Here is a 15,709-nt window from a genome sequence, read left to right on the forward strand (position 1 = left end):
TCCAGAAAAAAGGGTGGCGCCAATTGTTGGCGCCACCCAAGCACAGTTCTCTGGGGGACACATGAGCGACGATACCGTTATTGAAATCTCGAATGTCTGGAAGATATTCGGCGGCAGGCCCGAGGTGGCGCTGCAGGCGATCCGCGATCGTGGGTTGGACAAGTCCCAAGTGCTGGCCGAATACAACTGTGTTGTCGGCGTCGCTGATGTCAGCCTTTCGGTAAACCGGGGAGAGATTTTTTGCATCATGGGTCTGTCAGGTAGCGGGAAATCCACTCTGGTCCGCCATTTCAACCGACTGCTGGAGCCCACTGCAGGTAAGATCGAAATCGAAGGCACCGATGTCATGGCCTTGGGGCCAAAAGAGCTTCAGCAGTTTCGCAACAACAAAATCGGTATGGTGTTTCAGAACTTTGCGCTGATGCCGCATCGGTCGGTGTTGGATAACGTGGCAATGCCACTGGAAATCCGGCAGGTCAGCAAGAATGAACGCATGCGTCAGGCTGCTGCTATTCTCGATATTGTCGAACTGGGTGCCTGGGGTTCAAAGTTCGCACACGAGCTGTCCGGTGGCATGCAACAACGTGTGGGCCTGGCTCGCGCGCTGGCAGCCAACCCGGATGTTCTTTTGATGGACGAGCCGTTCTCGGCCCTTGATCCTTTGATCCGGCGGCAATTGCAGGATGAATTTATCCGCCTGAGCAAGATCCTGAAAAAGACCACGATCTTCATTACACACGATCTGGATGAGGCGGTCCGCATCGGCAATCGGATCGCGATCATGCGCGACGGAAAGGTGGTGCAGATCGGAACAGCCGAAGACATCGTCATGAACCCCGCTGATGACTATGTGGCTGATTTCGTTGCGGGTATTTCACGCCTCAAAGTGGTGCGCGCCCATGCGGTCATGCGGCCAATTCCAGAACATATTGCGGCCCATGGGCCGCTATCGGCGGATGCCCCGCGCGTGAATGAAGGCGAAAATCTGAGCACGCTGATAAATCTGGCAATCGACAACAGCAGCGCAATTCTTGTGGAGGACGGCGGCGTGGATGTTGGCGTCATAACCCGTGCCGATCTGTTGCGCACCGTGATCGAAGGGACCGAAGTGTCATGAGCATTTCTGAGTTGAACCCGCTGGAAGATACCGAAAGCGAAGCGGCTCTTGCCTATGCCGAAGAGCGGCGTGAAAACATTCGCACCTTTGTGCGCACCAGCCCTGACTACTACATCCGTAATTTCGACAAGATTGGTGCGTCGTCCCGCTTTACGCCAACTTTCAATCTGATGGCCGGATTGTTTGGCCCGGTCTGGTTCGGCGCGCGGGGTCTGTGGTCATGGGCGTTACCATTTCTGATCCTCGAAACAATAGCATTTGTGCAGATTGCGCGAGGACTGTTCGGCGATCTGGCAGCCGAGGCAATGGAGCGTATTGCATCGATTGAAGGGACGCTTGAACTGCGTCGTCAGCAATTGGCGGCGGCTATCGAAAACAACTCGGACAAGATCGATGTCTATCAGCGAACGGTGGACTCGCTTGAAGAAAACATAGGGGGTATCCGTGCCGAGGCCGAGGCGATGGCCGCTGAAGGTCCTTACATCATTCTGACCGGCCTGATCATACTGATCATCGTCAAACTGATACAGTCTCAGGTGGCGAACTGGGCGCTTGAGGCACGTTTCTCGGAATGGTTATCAGACCGTTCGATACGCTCGGCCATGCCGGTATCGCAGATTGTGTTCAGCGCGATCTTCATGGCGCTGATCGTCGCCGCAGCGATGATGCACTACAGTTTCCCCGGGCGCTTTTCGCTGCTTAGCCATTTCCCGACAGACCCAAACATCCGCCTGACCAGTATCACGTGGGTGGAAGATTTCATCGCCTGGTGCGTACGCAACAGCGAGGCTTTTTTTGACGGGCTGACATTCGGAATCCGCACTTTGCTGGATGCGCTAGAAGTCATACTGGTCCAGACGCCATGGATCGTGATCGCGAGCCTGATCATTCTGCTGACCTGGCTGACCGCTGGCATTAGCACGGCGATCTATTCAGGCGCATTTCTGGCCTATATGGGCCTCTTGGGTTTCTGGGAAGGTGCCATGACCACGCTGGCCTTGTTGGGGACAGCGGCGTGTTTGTCTATTGTCATTGGTATTCCGCTGGGCATGTTTGCTGCACGTCGCCCACGGTTCTATGCGTTCATCCAGCCGATCATGGATTTCATGCAAACCATGCCGGCCTTTGTCTTCATGGTCCCCGTGATCGCGTTCTTTGGTGTCGGCAAGCCGGCGGCGGTCGTGGTCACCATGATCTTCGGCGGCACGCCAGTGGTGCGCCTGACCGTTCTGGGCTTGCGCGGTGTGCCCGAAAGCGTGCGCGAAGCGGCGATCAGCTTTGGCGCCAATAAGTGGTATCTGCTGACCAAAGTTGACCTACCGCTGGCAAGCCCGTCTATTCGGGCCGGTATCAACCAGACAATCATGCTGTCACTGGCAATGGTTGTCGTGGCTTCGTTGATCGGTGCTAAAGGGCTGGGTGAGGACGTTCTGGAAGCGTTGCAGTACGCGAATGTTGGCCAAGGTATCCTTGCAGGATTCTCAATCCTTTTCTGTGCCATGATCCTAGATCGGATTGTGCAGGGCGGCCGGAAATGACACCCGTTGTATTTGTCCATGGGTTCCTGGGCGGCAGTCGGCAATGGCAAGGGCAGGTCGATGCGTTGGCAGGTTACGATGTCGTCACGCTGGACTTGCCAGGGTTTGGTGAAAATGCGCAGCTTGATGCCCTCAGCAGCATCTTGGGTTTTGCTGATTGGGCGCTGAATGAGTTGAAGATGCGTGGCATCGAGAAATTTCACCTGGTTGGGCACTCGATGGGCGGAATGGTCGTACAGGAAATGATTGCCCGCGCACCCGAGCGTGTGGACCGTTTGGTTCTTTATGGCACGGGTTCTGTGGGTGTGCTGCCTGGGCGGTTTGAAACCATTGATACTTCAAAAACGCGCGCCTGCGCCGATGGACCGCAAGCGACGGCCCGACGGATTGCTGCAACCTGGTTTCTCGAGCGGGAACGGGCTGTGACCTATGAAGATTGTGCCGCGATAGCGGAGCAAAGCAGCCTGAAAGCCATACTCACGGGTTTGGATGCGATGCATTCCTGGAGCGGTGCTGAAAGCCTGTCGGCGATCCAGGCCAAAACGCTGGTTCTTTGGGGGGATCGTGATCGTACCTACCCATGGAGCCAGACTGAAAAACTGTGGCAGTCCATTCCAAACGCCAATCTTGCGGTGATACCAGAATCTGCACATGCGACACATCTGGAAAAAGCCGGACTATTCAACGGAGTATTAAGTGATTTTTTTGGTGCCTGCTGACCTATCGTGACCAAAGTAACCAAGCAATAAATGAAATTCTGCTGAAGATTTGGTAATACACGAGATTAATCGCCACCGGGGCAGCTGTGCAGTGAAACAATGTCTACTCTGAAAAATTGCATAGATCTGTTTTGGTCAACGTGAGTTTCGGGTATCTTCGTGGGCCAGAAGTTGATGTAACAACACTACTTCCCAGGCAAGCAAGTGTTCCGAAGCGACGCTTGAGTGTGAAATTCTCATGAATTGTTACAGACTTTCATTTCACAAACGCGCATTGCGTCGCGTTCGTTTAAGCGGCGTCCTCCTCCGGTGGTTCTTTGGCTCCGGTCATGAAAGCCACGGCGTCGGACATCGTGTAGTCCTTGGGATCAATCGTGCAGAGCCTTTTGCCCAGCCGGTGCACATGGATGCGATCAGCGACTTCGAAGACGTGCGGCATGTTGTGGCTGATTAGTATGATCGGAATGCCACGTGCCCGCACATCCTGAATAAGTTCGAGAACTTTCCGGCTCTCCTTCACCCCCAACGCAGCCGTCGGTTCATCCATGATAATGAACTTGGTCGCAAAGGCTGCGGCGCGGGCAACGGCCACACCTTGGCGCTGTCCACCAGACAGAGTCTCGACCGTCTGATTGATGGATTGAACGGTCATCAGGCCAAGTTCGGTCAGTTTTTCACGGGCGAACTTTTCCATCGCGGGGCGGTCAAGCTGACGTAGATACTTGCCCATGAACCCCGATTTCCGGATCTCACGCCCCATGAACATGTTGTCCGCAATCGACAGGGCAGGAGACATGGCAAGTTGCTGATAAACGATCTCAATCCCCATGTTCCGGGCGTCGATCGGTGAGGTGAAGTTCACCTTCTTCCCTTCGATCAGAATATCGCCCTCATCCGGGATCGTGGCGCCGCAGATGGCTTTGACGATGGATGATTTGCCTGCACCGTTGTCACCGATAACCGCGAGTATTTCACCCTGACGCAGTTCAAAATCGGAATGGTCTATGGCGGTCACATGTCCATAGCGTTTGACGATCCCACGGCCCTGGACGACTGGGGTAGTGTCTGACATTAGCCCGATACCTTTCTGATCCACTGGTCGACCGCGACCGCTGCGATGATGAGAAGTCCGATAAGAAGGAAGGTCCACTGCGCATCCGCGCCCAACAGCCTCAGACCTAAGGTGAACACGCCGACGATCAGTGCGCCAAACAGCGACCCCAGAATGGATCCGCGCCCGCCGAAAAGGGAGATGCCGCCGATCACGACCGCTGTGATGCTTTCGATATTGGCCAATTGGCCAGATGTTGGTGAGACTGACCCGATGCGGCCGATCAAAGCCCAGCCGGCAAAGGCACAGATCAAACCGGATAGCATGTAAACAGACATGAGTGTTCTGTGGACGTTAACGCCGGATAGCTCGGCTGCTTCCGGATCGTCGCCCACAGCATAGACGTGTCGCCCCCAGGCTGTGTGTTTAAGCGCGTAGGCCAATACAAAGATCAGGACGAGCATGAATAGGACGCCAACAGTGAATGTTGCACCGCCGATGCTGAATTTGGTGCCGAAAAATTGCAGAAATGGGGCGTTTGCCTCGATATCCTGGCTGCGTATCGTCTCGTTTGCGGAATACAGGAAATTTGTTGCGAGAATGATCTGCCACATTCCAAGCGTGACGATGAATGGGGGAAGTTTGACGCGGCTGACAAGCCAGCCGTTGAGAGCACCGATCAGGGTTCCGACGCCAAGTCCGCACATGACTGCGATAGGCACCGGTATGCCGTATCGGAACGAGAATTGTCCCATGATAACAGAAGAAAAAACCATGATCGCGCCCACACTCAAATCAATGCCTGCGGTCAGAATGACGAGGCTCTGTGCGGCGGCCACGATACCGACGATCTGAACTTGTTGCAGGATCAGGGTCATTGCGAAGGGTGAAAAGAATTTTGACCCCAAAAGCAGGCCAAAGATCAAAATCGCTCCGACCAGAACGATCAGAGGTACGAGGGACGGGTTGACGTGAAGCAGATGCTGAAGCTTGCCCAGCACACCACGCCGAGGATCGTCAAACTCTGCCACAGTGTCGGTTCGACTGGTGGCAGTTTCAAATTCTTGGGCGCTTTGGTTCGCTTCGGACATATCTCCCCCTTTTCGTGGCTGGCTTCGTGACCACGAAATCAGCTTACAGGAAGTTTCAGTTTGCTGGTGAAAGGAATGGTAAGGCGCCCTTGCGCGCCTCACCTGATAGGTCTGCGTTTAACCCCAGCAGAGCTCCAAACCTTCTGCGACCGAAATTGACTCCACGCCGTCAACGGGTTGATCGGTGATTAGAGCAACACCGGTGTCGTAGAAGTCTTTTCCGGGTGTATTTTCCGGCTTCGTCCCTTCGTCGGCCCATTTTTTGACGGCCTCAACCCCCAATGACGCCATCAAAAGCGGGTATTGCTGGCTTGTGGCCCCGATGACTCCGGCCTGTACGTTCTGTACGCCGGGGCAGCCGCCGTCGACCGAAACGATCAGCACGTCATTTTCACGTCCGATGGATTTCAAAGCCTCGTACGCGCCCGCCGCTGCGGGTTCATTGATCGTGTGAACTACGTTGATCGCTGAATCCTTGGCCAGAAGGTTCTCCATGGCACGGCGCCCACCTTCCTCGTTGCCGTCGGTCACGTCACTGCCGACCAGACGTGCATCCGTTTCGTCGCCAATAACATTGGGATCCGCCAGCTCCACGCCAAAGCCCTCAAGGAATCCTTGGTTGCGCAAAACGTCCACAGTTGGTTGGCTGACATTCAAGTCTAGCGTCGCGATCTTTGCGTCCGCGGCAGCATCGCCCATCTTGGCCTTTGCCCATTGTCCGATAAGCAACCCGGCCTTGTAGTTGTCCGTCGCAAATGTGGCGTCGGCTGAATCAATCGGGCTAAGGGGTGTGTCCAGCGCGATTACCAACACACCGGCGTCTCGCGCTTGTTTAACGGCGGGTACGATTGAACTTGTGTCGGATGCCGTAAGCAGAATTCCTTTTGCACCGTCGAGGATGCAGGTTTCAATGGCCTGAACCTGGGTCTCGTGGTCACCATCGATTTTACCGGCAAAAGCTTTAAGCGTCATGCCAAGCTCTTCGGCCTTGGCTGTCGCACCTTCTTTCATTTTCACAAAGAAGGGGTTGGTATCGGTCTTAGTGATCAGGCAGACGGTTTCCCCGGCAGCGTGAGCAGATGCAGCACCAAACGTGAGAACGGTCGCAGATGCGGCTAGCTTGAGTAGACTTCTCATATTCTCCTCCCAGAAAATTGTTGTGGCCCCGCGCGGCGCGCCGGCAAGACTCGCCTCCATCCCTTAATGAAGGTCCTGTTCAAGAAACTGTGATTCTGGCCTGCCTGTCAATAAATAAATAAAGTTTATTTATTAATTTGCCCGAGCGCCTTTTCATAAGAAAACAAGGTGGTTATGTTCAGGGTTATGGAGAAAGAGGCGCTAAAAATACTGACCGGCGGGGTAAGCCAAAGCGGTGTTCGCGATCATAATGAACGTCTGATTTTGACGGTTTTACAACGACATGGACCGACAGCAGGTGCAGATGTCGCACGGCTGACGGGCCTGTCCCCACAGACCGTATCAATCATTTTGCGCAAGCTCGAAAAGGACGAGATTCTCAAGCGTGGAACTCCTCTGCGTGGAAGGGTTGGTAAACCGTCGGTTCCCATGGAGCTCAACCCGGAAGGCATCCTGTCAGTCGGGATGAAGATCGGTCGGCGCAGCGCCGATCTGCTCTTGATCGACTTCACCGGCAAGCCCCGCCAACAGATTTCAACGACCTACGATTATCCGCTGCCCGAGGCCGTGTTCGGGTTTCTGGAAACAGGTTTGGAAACGCTTCTGGCCCATGAGCCCCAGAAACTTCGCGATCGTGTCTGCGGGATTGGTATTGGAACTCCATTCGAGCTTTGGAAATGGCATGATTTGTCGGGGCTGGCAGCCAAGAAATTCAGCTCTTGGAAAAACGTGAACTTCTTCTCCGAGGTTGCCAAGTTCAGCGACCTACCGGTATTTGTCGTCAATGACGCAACAGCCGCTTGCCACGCCGAGCACCTCTATGGCCGAGGGGCTGAATATCGCGATTATTTCTACTTCTTCATCGGTTCGATGATCGGCGGCGGGGTTGCATTGAATGGCACTGTGTTCGAAGGCAATCAGGGCAATGCTGGCGCGTTGGGTGCGATGCGCACCACAGGGCCATTGGGCGAAAGCCAGCAATTGATCGATAGCGCTTCGCTGTTTTTGCTTGAGGACAGGCTGATCGAAGCGGGTGTTGATCCGGGTATTCTTTGGAAATCGCCACAGGATTGGAGCAGCATTTCCAGGTATGTCGAACCATGGATTGGCACGACTGCACAGGAATTGGCCAAGGCCGCGCTTTCAATTTGTGCTGTCATCGACTTTGAGGCCATTTTCATAGACGGCGCGTTTCCGACGAATGTGCGGGAAGAACTGGTCTCACGCGTGCGCCGCTATCTGGTTAATCAAGACAAACGCGGATTGATCCCACCAGTTGTCGAAGCCGCTGCGGTTGGAAAAAACGCCCGCGGTATTGGGGCGGCCAGCAGCCCGATTTTCCGCCAGTTTTTATTGAACACGAATGCAGGGCTTTCTGGGATGTAACCGAAGTCCACGCGCTTGTTTCGCGCACGGTCAAGGACTTGGGTGCCAAGTCTGGGATACATTATTGGTCAGGACTCGCGGCCGAAATACAGGACCAAAACTAAGCGAAGACTTTGGCCACGTCATCGCTAGTTTCTTTTTCACGCGCCAGCATAAGAGCGATGCTTGTCAGTCCGAAAACAATAAATGGCAGCATCAGCAGATTTTCAAGCCTTGGGTATACGGCGTCAATTTCTGACAAACGTTCGAACAGATGTGTGTGAAAGACCAATGCCCGAGTGGTGAGCTTTATGATGAAGATCGCTGTTACAACGACAAAGAACTGCAGAACAATATTCCAAGTTCTGACGGGTTTCCCAAAATCTGCCACGCTAAGCCGCGATGAACCAAGTACAACTGCAAAAAACCACATGACGATGGAACATTTTACCGTAATCGGTGTTGTCGGGCTATTTAGAACAAAGATTGACCCCAAGATTATTCCACTGGTGGTAAATGCAAAAACAGAAGCGAGTGCGCGGGCAGAAAAATGAACTTTGCGCAGCGCGGTTAAATCGTCGGATACATCTTCATCAGGCATCGGCCAGAGCGCATGAAGGCTGCCCATAATGCCCAGACAGATGTACAAAGCTCCACATCCCAATGCGAGAACCGCTGCCATGTGGGCTGGAGCCAGCCAAGCCACCAAGGGTGCGTTAAATGCGACCACCCCTGTCAAAGTGATCATGACACCGCCGAACAGGCATACTGCAACCTGAATTAAGATATGTCGGGCCTTATAGGGCGCGACGATCTTTTCGTTCAATCCGGGTACGCTCAACAATGCGAGGATGGCGACAAGGCCGGCAATCGTGAAGTATGGAACAATGCCCAGATCGGATCTGGTATTCCAATCAAGCTGTTGCACCAGATACGACACTGACAGTGCGACTGTCAAAGTGGTGATCGCGATGACAATTCTCAGCAATAAACGATGAGCTATTAGTATAAACCAATTCATAGGTGGGGCTTACTCGGGAAACTTGGCTAAACTACGACGTGTTTGTTTCTTTGCGGCGCGACCTGAGTAACCAATCAATTTCTCAAGACCATTCCCAAAATCATGTTTGTTGAACGTTTCTTCCCAGGTTGGCATTGAGGCACCTGTCGTGGACGGTGCGCCGCGATCTGCGGTTTTCCTGGTTCCAGATTGGTGCGTAAGCGGTACTTAGTTTGACCCAGAAGGTCCTATAGGCAAACACTGACTCACGTCGCGGTTTTAGCGGTGTACGATGAAGGCATATGCCTCACCTTAAAGCTGCATTGAAACGCTACACGCTGACACAGAGATCTTGTGCCAAAACCAAGCGAGATCAGTTAACAACTTAAGATTGCGTGCCGGCTGGCATTCTACTATCGATATGCACATGAGCCGTTATTTGCGATTGATTTACTTAACCAGCATTTTCTTTGTGCCGCATTTGACAGCCGCCCTAGAGGCTACCGAAAACCCCGTTGAGATCGGCGAAAGTGGCGAAGCCTTTCTGAAGGCGATAAGATTAAGCCGTGTCGATGCAGATGTGGCCTACTTCGACCCGGCAAGCCCTCCGCCCCCAATGCAGACAACGCAAGAGCCGCGACCACCCTCTAGTTCAAACCAATGGTCGGTGGGCGGCGATGTGAATTTCGCGACACTGCTTATTTCCGCCGCGATCCTGATGATGATCGCTTTTGTCTTTGTCCGCTACGGCAGCGGCTTTGCCGTCACAATCGGGCGCGAGCGAGAGAATACGGAAAGCGGGCGTGACGGACGGGTGCCGCGTGCGGGGTTAGGAACGCCGCCCACTCCGGGCAGCTTGAATGCGATCCTGCGCATAGCGGACCGGCGCGAAGCTTTGATCCGGTTGGCGCAGGCTGCCCTGGGCGCGGCGATCAAAGCCAATGGGGTGCTGCTGCAGCGCAGCTGGACCGCGCGCGACGCGTTGCGCCACTTGCCAGAGGACCAACGGTGTCTTGGCGCCCTACGCAATTTGGTTCTGGCAAGCGAACGGGTGCATTTTGGGGGGCGGGACGTAAGCGAGGATGACTTTCAGGCCCATGTCGCGGATATCCGCCCGCTGTTGACTGAGGTCCCCAAATGAACTCCTCAGCGACCGAAGAAAAAAGGCGCGGCCCCAGAATTGAAACCCTGATTATTCTGGGTTTCGTCGCGTTGCTGCTGTTCACGATCTTTTACGTTATATCACAACGCCAGCAGGTGCTGAGAAGTTCTCCGACGGGGTTTGACGGCCTGCGGATCTGGCTAAACACGAATGAGGTAAGTGCGCAGAGCTTTCTGGGGGGCTGGCAGGTCGATCAGGATACCATTGGCCTGTTGGTGCTGCCGCTATTTGACACTGTGCTGGATGAGGATCGGGTTCATCCGCGCACAAAAGAAGAACTGCTGTTACAGCAGGATGAATACGATCTGCGGCTTGATGCGGTGCTGGAAAAGGCCAGTCGGGTACAGACCCTAGTGATCTTGCCCAAATGGCGCAGCGGGATGCGGCTAACCGGTCGGGCACATCCGGTCTTGATAAGTCGGCAGCAACAGATCGAAACACTGCTGCAACAGCTGACCGGTCAAAGGGGTGCTCGGATCGAATATGCGCGCACGCCTTTTACGGATTTCGACTATTTTGATGGCGAAGACGTTCGGCAATCGGCTCAGATCTATGCGGCACAACTGTTCACCGGGGCTGATTGCTCTCCGCTGATTGGTAACTCGGATGCGATGCTTCTGGCGGAATGCCCGCTGGCGGTCGGTGCGGGGGGCGCACGGGCGTTGGTCCTGTCGGACCCCGATTTGTTGAACAACCATGGGCTGCGCTTGGGCGATAATGCCATTGTCGCCCGCAATCTTCTGAGCGCGCTCGCCGACGAGCGCAACGTGATGATCGACTACAGCCGCGAGGTCTGGCTCTCGGACCCCGAAGAAACCGTGCGTTATGAACGTAGCTGGGCCGATCTGAAGCGATTTTTTGGCCCGCCTTTTCTGACGCTCTGGCTGAGCGGGGTATTGGTGTTGGCTCTGTTTATCTGGCGCTCATGGCAGCGTTTTGGCCCGGTGCAGGTTGAGGACGGTGTCAACACAGGCGCAAAATCGCTGGCGGTGCGAGCACGGGCACGTCTGATGCGGCTTTCGGATCAAGACGGGGCTTTGGCCGGTGAATACGCAAAGGCCCGGCTAGCGGCATCTGCGTCGGCTTTGTTTGGCCCGGCGCTTGCCCATCACTATGCTGAACCCAAGGTCTTTTTGGGCTATGTGGCGCGGCACAATCCGGATCTCTCTCGCGACCTGGAAACAGTGTTGAGGGATATCCGGAACCTTCCACATCGGATCCCACCGGCAGAGGCAATGCACCATGTGGACGAACTTGAAGCGCTATTGGAGCAGATAACGAATGACACTTGAAACATTGCGCGCGCGCTCGGACGCGCTGCGTGCCGAGATCGGGAAGACGGTGCTGGGGCAGGAGGATGTGGTCGAACTGCTTTTGGTCTCGCTTTTTGCGCGTGGCCATGTCTTGCTTGAGGGGCCGCCGGGCACCGCCAAGACCCTGTTGGCGCGCAGTTTTGCCGCTGCACTGGATCTGGAATTCGGGCGTATCCAGTTCACCCCCGATCTGATGCCAGGAGACGTACTGGGCACTTCGATCTTCAATTTTCAGACCAATGATTTCGTCCTGACGCGCGGCCCGGTCTTTACCCAGGTGCTTCTGGCGGATGAGATTAACCGAGCGCCTCCCAAAACGCAGGCTGCGCTCTTGCAGGCGATGAACGAACGGATGGTCAGCATTGATGGCAATGATCACTCCTTGGGCCGTGAATTCATTGTAGTCGCTACCCAAAACCCGATCGAGCAACAAGGTACGTACCCCTTACCAGAGGCGCAGTTGGACCGGTTTCTCTTTAAGCTTGAAATCGACTTCCCGCCCGAGGCAATCGAAATGGCGATCCTGCGCCAGCATGCCAATGCCCCGATCGAAAGCGGTATGGAAACGGATGTACTGTCGAAGACCCTGGATGCGGCCGCCCTGGCGGAATGCCGGGCACTGATCGACGGGATTATCCTCGATGACGATATTCTTGCCTACATCCTGCGGCTGGTCCGGGCGACACGGGAAAGCGCCGAGATTGCTTTTGGTGCCTCTACCCGCGCGGCAGATGCACTGGCAGCGGCTACGCGGGCACAGGCGGGGTTAAACGGGCGGGATTTCGCAATCCCGGACGACGTAAAACGGCTTTTCGTACCAGCGTTACGCCATCGAGTAGTTCTGGGTGCCTCGGCCGAGATCGAGGGCCGAAACTCTGCTATGGTTCTCGAAAACATCCTCAACCAGATCGAGGCTCCCCGCTGATACGCCCATCTACCAGATTGCTGAGCGCCGCCTGCGTCGCCCTTGTGTTGTCGATTCTGGGACTTGCATTTTTCGGCGGGTTGCGTGAATTGGCGCTGGCGCCGTGGGTCCTGTTGGCGCTTTTGTCAGCGGCGGATCTGCTGATGTCCTTCAGCCGTCGAAAGCAATTGGTTTTCGACATGCGGCCCGAGATTTTTGTGGGCGAAATACAGGCGCTAAAATTGCAGGTTCCGGACGCTCCGGAAGACTTGCAGGCGCGGCTAGAATGGCCAAAAGGATTGAGCGGGGCGACAGAGCTCGAGTTCAAGATCGGACCGGATGGGACTGGATCAGCCGAGATTGGCTGTCGCGGCGTGCGGCGCGGCATCTGGGCTTTCGAACATCTCTGGCTTCACTGGTCGTCACGCCTGAAGCTTTTTGATTTCGTGCCACGATTGGATTTCGCGCTGGAAGTTCGGGTGGTGCCCAATATCCGGATGATTCAGTCGGGTGAGATTGCCACGACGGTGCAGTCCACGCTTTATGGCGTGAAGGAAAACCGTGCCATTGGCGAAGGGTCCGAATTCCACCAGCTTCGTGATTTCGTACAGGGTATGGACGTTAAATCGATCGACTGGAAACGTTCAGCCAAACGGCGGGGGCTTGTAGCCAAAGAGTTAAGGGCCGAGCGCAATCACCACGTTATCGTAGCGCTGGATAACGGCTATCTGATGCGCGAAGAGATCGCCGGTTTGCCCAAGATTGACCATGCCGTTACTGCCGCGCTGGCCGTGGCCTGGGCGGCGGCAATTGGCGGTGATCTGGTGGGGTACTACGCCTATGACGTGCGTCCGCGATCTTTTGTGGCACCACGGGCGGGGCGACAGACCTTCGCGCGCCTGCGCAGCTGGACCAGCGAGCTGGCCTATGTAGGCCACGAGACCAACCATACCCTGGCCCTGACTGAATTGAATGCCCGCACCCCAAAACGCAGTCTGATCATCATTTTCACGGATTTCATCGACACGACTTCGGCCGAACTTCTGATCGAGAACATCGCCATTCTGTCAAAGCGTCATCTGCTAGTCTTCGTCACCATCCGCGACCCAGAGGTCGAGGCGCTAGTGGAATCCGCACCCAAGGATCTGGATGGGGTCGCCACGCTGGTGGCCGCGAACCAGACGATCAGCGAACGTCGTCTGGTGTTGGAAAGGTTAGCACGTTTGGGGGTTACGGTGCTGGATGCGCGTCCCGATACGGTGACTGCCAAGCTGATCTCGACCTATCTGGAAATCAAGGCGCGGGAGTTGATCTGATGGCAGAAAGCGACCTCATCCGCTCGGCCCGGTTCCGGAAAGAGCGAGAAGCCGACTGGCGTCGTCTGGAAACTTTGGTCACCCAGGCCGAGCGTGTCGGACTACAGCGAATGGATTTCGCGGCCGCTCGCGATTTGGCCGCGCTTTACCGAAATGCGACCACATCCCTGGCCATTGCCCGCGAAATTTCGTTGGACAAGGCGCTGCTGGACTATCTCGAAGCGCTGACCGCACGCGCCTATCTGTCAGTCTATGCCCCTCAGGAGCGTCTGGGCGGGCTTGTGCGCAAGTTTTTTGTCAGCGGCGCGCCGATTGCGATACGTCGATCCTGGTTGTTTATCCTGATTGGTTTCCTGTGTATGGGGCTGGGGGTTTTGGCGGGATATCAGATGTTTCTGGAAAACCCGGCTTGGTATCATGTTTTCATGCCGCCGGAACTGGCCGGAGGGCGCGGGCCAACATCTACTACCGAAGAGCTGCGGCAAGTGATTTATGATCAGGATCCCAGCACCTCGGGACTTGGGGCCTTTGCCACTTTCCTGTTCTCGCACAACACGCGCATCGCGATCTTTGTGTTTGGCCTTGGGGTATTCCTGTGTGCGCCGGCGGTCTTGCTGACCTTCTTTAATGGCCTGTCGCTGGGCGCATTTTATGCGCTGCACGTGGAACGCGGTCTGGGCAGTGATCTTGGGGGGTGGTTGTCTATCCACGGGGTGACCGAGCTGTCGGCAATCTGCATTGCATGCGGCGGTGGGGTGCAACTGGGGGCAGCGATCCTTTTTCCGGGGAAAAGAAGCCGCCGCGCTGCTTTGCGCCACGCGGGCCGGGATGCCGTAAAGCTTGCGCTGGTGGCGGCCTTTATGTTGGTGGTCGCTGCCCTTGTGGAAGGGTTCGGGCGCCAGCTTATCCAGGACAAAGCCATAAGGTACGTGATTGGCTGGGGGCTGGGACTATGCTGGCTGGCCTGGTTTGCCTTGGGCGGTAGGGTGCGGCGATGAAACTGTGGCGACGCAAAGACAAGACGGCAGCCCCATCGCTGGGTGAGCTGATCCCGCCCGAAGGTGTACCCATCCACCTTGAGGTGGCCGGGCTAGGGGTGCGCCTTGCCGCGCAGCTTACAGATGTGGGCATTACGCTGATCGCCGCCGTCGCAGTCCTGATATTGATCATGTCCCTGGGTATTGGCACACCTACGACGCTGCTTGCTATCGGCAGTCTTCTGTTCTTCGTGATCCGGGTGCCCTACTACGTCATCGCCGAACTGGCGTGGAACGGTCAGACATTGGGAAAGCGGTTGATGAAGATCAAGGTCGTCTCACATGATGGCCGATCGCTTAGCACGCATGCGTTGGTGCTCAGGAACCTTATGAAAGAGGCTGAGATTTTTCTGCCCGCAACCCTGCTGCTGACACTTGATACCTCATCACCCGTGGCCTCGGGGCTGGCACTGGCCTGGATACTGGGGGGGCTATTTGTGCCGCTGTTCAATCGTCACAGGCAAAGGCTGGGCGATCTGATGGCCGGTACACATGTGATCCACCTACCGGTGCCGGTGCTGTTGACGGATTTGGCTCAGGTTCCGGTCGGCGAGACGGCCGCAAAAACGCGTTTTACCTTTCTGGCGCATCAGCTTGATCACTACGGCGCATTCGAATTGCAGACCCTTGAAACGCTTTTGCGGGCGCAAGAGAAAAGGCGCGCGTCGGGTCCCTCTCAGAATGACAGGGCCACCATTGAAAGCGTGGTTGAAAAGATCCGCCAAAAGATCGGCTACGCGAACAAAGTTCCCGAGGCCGATCGGCTGAAATTCCTCCGGGCGTTCTATAATGCGCAGCGTGAACATCTTGAGAAACGCCAGTTGTTCGGCGAACGCCGCAGGGACAAGCACTATGCGGTCGACGATAACTCTTCGTAATTCATGTCAATAGCCGCCCCTTTTTTGCCCAAAAATTGGCTTGGAAAGGCCGCTCTCAAACTCAATTACCGGTGTCATAAA

General features: G+C 55.5%; 14 protein-coding genes. 10 read left to right on the plus strand and 4 right to left on the minus strand.

Annotated elements, in window-relative coordinates; all coding sequences use genetic code 11:
• The first annotated feature begins 61 nt into the window (after nucleotides 1-61).
• From AC2FID_RS21290 to AC2FID_RS21300, 3 genes are read left to right on the plus strand one after another with little or no spacing between them, the layout of a single operon-like run.
• Nucleotides 62-1,117 (plus strand): quaternary amine ABC transporter ATP-binding protein, encoded by a 1,056-nt coding sequence (locus tag AC2FID_RS21290; protein ID WP_282119240.1) that lies wholly within the window; start codon nucleotides 62-64, stop codon nucleotides 1,115-1,117.
• On the plus strand, nucleotides 1,114-2,655 hold the full coding sequence (locus AC2FID_RS21295) for an ABC transporter permease (protein ID WP_496838593.1): 1,542 nt from the start codon (nucleotides 1,114-1,116) through the stop codon (nucleotides 2,653-2,655). The genes AC2FID_RS21290 and AC2FID_RS21295 overlap by 4 nt, the downstream gene beginning before the upstream one ends.
• On the plus strand, nucleotides 2,652-3,374 hold the full coding sequence (locus AC2FID_RS21300; protein ID WP_496758296.1) for an alpha/beta fold hydrolase: 723 nt from the start codon (nucleotides 2,652-2,654) through the stop codon (nucleotides 3,372-3,374). Before AC2FID_RS21295 ends, AC2FID_RS21300 begins: the two co-directional genes overlap by 4 nt.
• 289 nt (nucleotides 3,375-3,663) lie before the next feature.
• On the opposite strand, the gene AC2FID_RS21305 is transcribed toward AC2FID_RS21300, so the two are convergent.
• The 3 genes from AC2FID_RS21305 to AC2FID_RS21315 form a co-directional block, all read right to left on the minus strand.
• Nucleotides 3,664-4,446: an ATP-binding cassette domain-containing protein gene (locus AC2FID_RS21305; protein WP_282119243.1), complete on the minus strand. Its 783-nt coding sequence runs from the start codon at nucleotides 4,444-4,446 to the stop codon at nucleotides 3,664-3,666.
• Nucleotides 4,446-5,516: an ABC transporter permease gene (locus AC2FID_RS21310; protein ID WP_109310884.1), complete on the minus strand. Its 1,071-nt coding sequence runs from the start codon at nucleotides 5,514-5,516 to the stop codon at nucleotides 4,446-4,448. The genes AC2FID_RS21305 and AC2FID_RS21310 overlap by 1 nt, the downstream gene beginning before the upstream one ends.
• Before the next feature lie 117 nt (nucleotides 5,517-5,633).
• Nucleotides 5,634-6,653 carry a sugar ABC transporter substrate-binding protein gene (locus AC2FID_RS21315; RefSeq protein ID WP_109311180.1) on the minus strand — a complete coding sequence of 340 codons (1,020 nt, stop codon included), beginning with the start codon at nucleotides 6,651-6,653 and terminating at the stop codon, nucleotides 5,634-5,636.
• Nucleotides 6,654-6,839: 186 nt separating this feature from the next.
• Between AC2FID_RS21315 and AC2FID_RS21320 the strand changes: the two genes are divergently transcribed.
• A complete protein-coding gene (locus tag AC2FID_RS21320) occupies nucleotides 6,840-8,039 on the plus strand; it encodes an ROK family transcriptional regulator (RefSeq protein ID WP_496838620.1) in 1,200 nt (399 codons plus the stop codon).
• Nucleotides 8,040-8,139: 100 nt separating this feature from the next.
• On the opposite strand, the gene AC2FID_RS21325 is transcribed toward AC2FID_RS21320, so the two are convergent.
• Nucleotides 8,140-9,039 (minus strand): hypothetical protein, encoded by a 900-nt coding sequence (locus tag AC2FID_RS21325; RefSeq protein ID WP_496838596.1) that lies wholly within the window; start codon nucleotides 9,037-9,039, stop codon nucleotides 8,140-8,142.
• 406 nt (nucleotides 9,040-9,445) lie between these two features.
• Between AC2FID_RS21325 and AC2FID_RS21330 the strand changes: the two genes are divergently transcribed.
• The 6 genes from AC2FID_RS21330 to AC2FID_RS21355 are packed head-to-tail and all read left to right on the plus strand — an operon-like array spanning nucleotide 9,446 to nucleotide 15,628.
• On the plus strand, nucleotides 9,446-10,159 hold the full coding sequence (locus AC2FID_RS21330; protein WP_496699937.1) for a DUF4129 domain-containing protein: 714 nt from the start codon (nucleotides 9,446-9,448) through the stop codon (nucleotides 10,157-10,159).
• Complete coding sequence (locus tag AC2FID_RS21335) at nucleotides 10,156-11,472, plus strand: hypothetical protein (protein WP_496838598.1); 1,317 nt, start codon at nucleotides 10,156-10,158, stop codon at nucleotides 11,470-11,472. Before AC2FID_RS21330 ends, AC2FID_RS21335 begins: the two co-directional genes overlap by 4 nt.
• The gene (locus AC2FID_RS21340; RefSeq protein ID WP_282119247.1) at nucleotides 11,462-12,418 is read left to right on the plus strand and encodes an AAA family ATPase; all 957 of its coding nucleotides are present in this window, start codon (nucleotides 11,462-11,464) and stop codon (nucleotides 12,416-12,418) included. Before AC2FID_RS21335 ends, AC2FID_RS21340 begins: the two co-directional genes overlap by 11 nt.
• Nucleotides 12,419-12,462: 44 nt before the next feature.
• On the plus strand, nucleotides 12,463-13,713 hold the full coding sequence (locus tag AC2FID_RS21345) for a DUF58 domain-containing protein (protein WP_496838600.1): 1,251 nt from the start codon (nucleotides 12,463-12,465) through the stop codon (nucleotides 13,711-13,713).
• Nucleotides 13,713-14,711, plus strand: a complete 999-nt coding sequence (locus tag AC2FID_RS21350; RefSeq protein ID WP_496838602.1) for a stage II sporulation protein M — start codon at nucleotides 13,713-13,715, stop codon at nucleotides 14,709-14,711. Before AC2FID_RS21345 ends, AC2FID_RS21350 begins: the two co-directional genes overlap by 1 nt.
• On the plus strand, nucleotides 14,708-15,628 hold the full coding sequence (locus AC2FID_RS21355; protein WP_282119250.1) for an RDD family protein: 921 nt from the start codon (nucleotides 14,708-14,710) through the stop codon (nucleotides 15,626-15,628). Before AC2FID_RS21350 ends, AC2FID_RS21355 begins: the two co-directional genes overlap by 4 nt.
• Nucleotides 15,629-15,709: the final 81 nt, after the last annotated feature.

The sequence above is a fragment of the Ruegeria sp. CDSC068 genome (assembly GCF_059610545.1).

Excerpts from the sequence above, each read along its gene's own strand:
- AC2FID_RS21290 (WP_282119240.1), top strand. The coding sequence starts at position 62 with ATGAGCGACGATACCGTTATTGAAATCTCGAATGTCTGGAAGATATTC.
- AC2FID_RS21295 (WP_496838593.1), top strand. The coding sequence starts at position 1,114 with ATGAGCATTTCTGAGTTGAACCCGCTGGAAGATACCGAAAGCGAAGCG.
- AC2FID_RS21300 (WP_496758296.1), top strand. The coding sequence starts at position 2,652 with ATGACACCCGTTGTATTTGTCCATGGGTTCCTGGGCGGCAGTCGGCAA.
- AC2FID_RS21305 (WP_282119243.1), bottom strand. The coding sequence starts at position 4,446 with ATGTCAGACACTACCCCAGTCGTCCAGGGCCGTGGGATCGTCAAACGC.
- AC2FID_RS21310 (WP_109310884.1), bottom strand. The coding sequence starts at position 5,516 with ATGTCCGAAGCGAACCAAAGCGCCCAAGAATTTGAAACTGCCACCAGT.
- AC2FID_RS21315 (WP_109311180.1), bottom strand. The coding sequence starts at position 6,653 with ATGAGAAGTCTACTCAAGCTAGCCGCATCTGCGACCGTTCTCACGTTT.
- AC2FID_RS21320 (WP_496838620.1), top strand. The coding sequence starts at position 6,840 with ATGGAGAAAGAGGCGCTAAAAATACTGACCGGCGGGGTAAGCCAAAGC.
- AC2FID_RS21325 (WP_496838596.1), bottom strand. The coding sequence starts at position 9,039 with ATGAATTGGTTTATACTAATAGCTCATCGTTTATTGCTGAGAATTGTC.
- AC2FID_RS21330 (WP_496699937.1), top strand. The coding sequence starts at position 9,446 with ATGAGCCGTTATTTGCGATTGATTTACTTAACCAGCATTTTCTTTGTG.
- AC2FID_RS21335 (WP_496838598.1), top strand. The coding sequence starts at position 10,156 with ATGAACTCCTCAGCGACCGAAGAAAAAAGGCGCGGCCCCAGAATTGAA.
- AC2FID_RS21340 (WP_282119247.1), top strand. The coding sequence starts at position 11,462 with ATGACACTTGAAACATTGCGCGCGCGCTCGGACGCGCTGCGTGCCGAG.
- AC2FID_RS21350 (WP_496838602.1), top strand. The coding sequence starts at position 13,713 with ATGGCAGAAAGCGACCTCATCCGCTCGGCCCGGTTCCGGAAAGAGCGA.
- AC2FID_RS21355 (WP_282119250.1), top strand. The coding sequence starts at position 14,708 with ATGAAACTGTGGCGACGCAAAGACAAGACGGCAGCCCCATCGCTGGGT.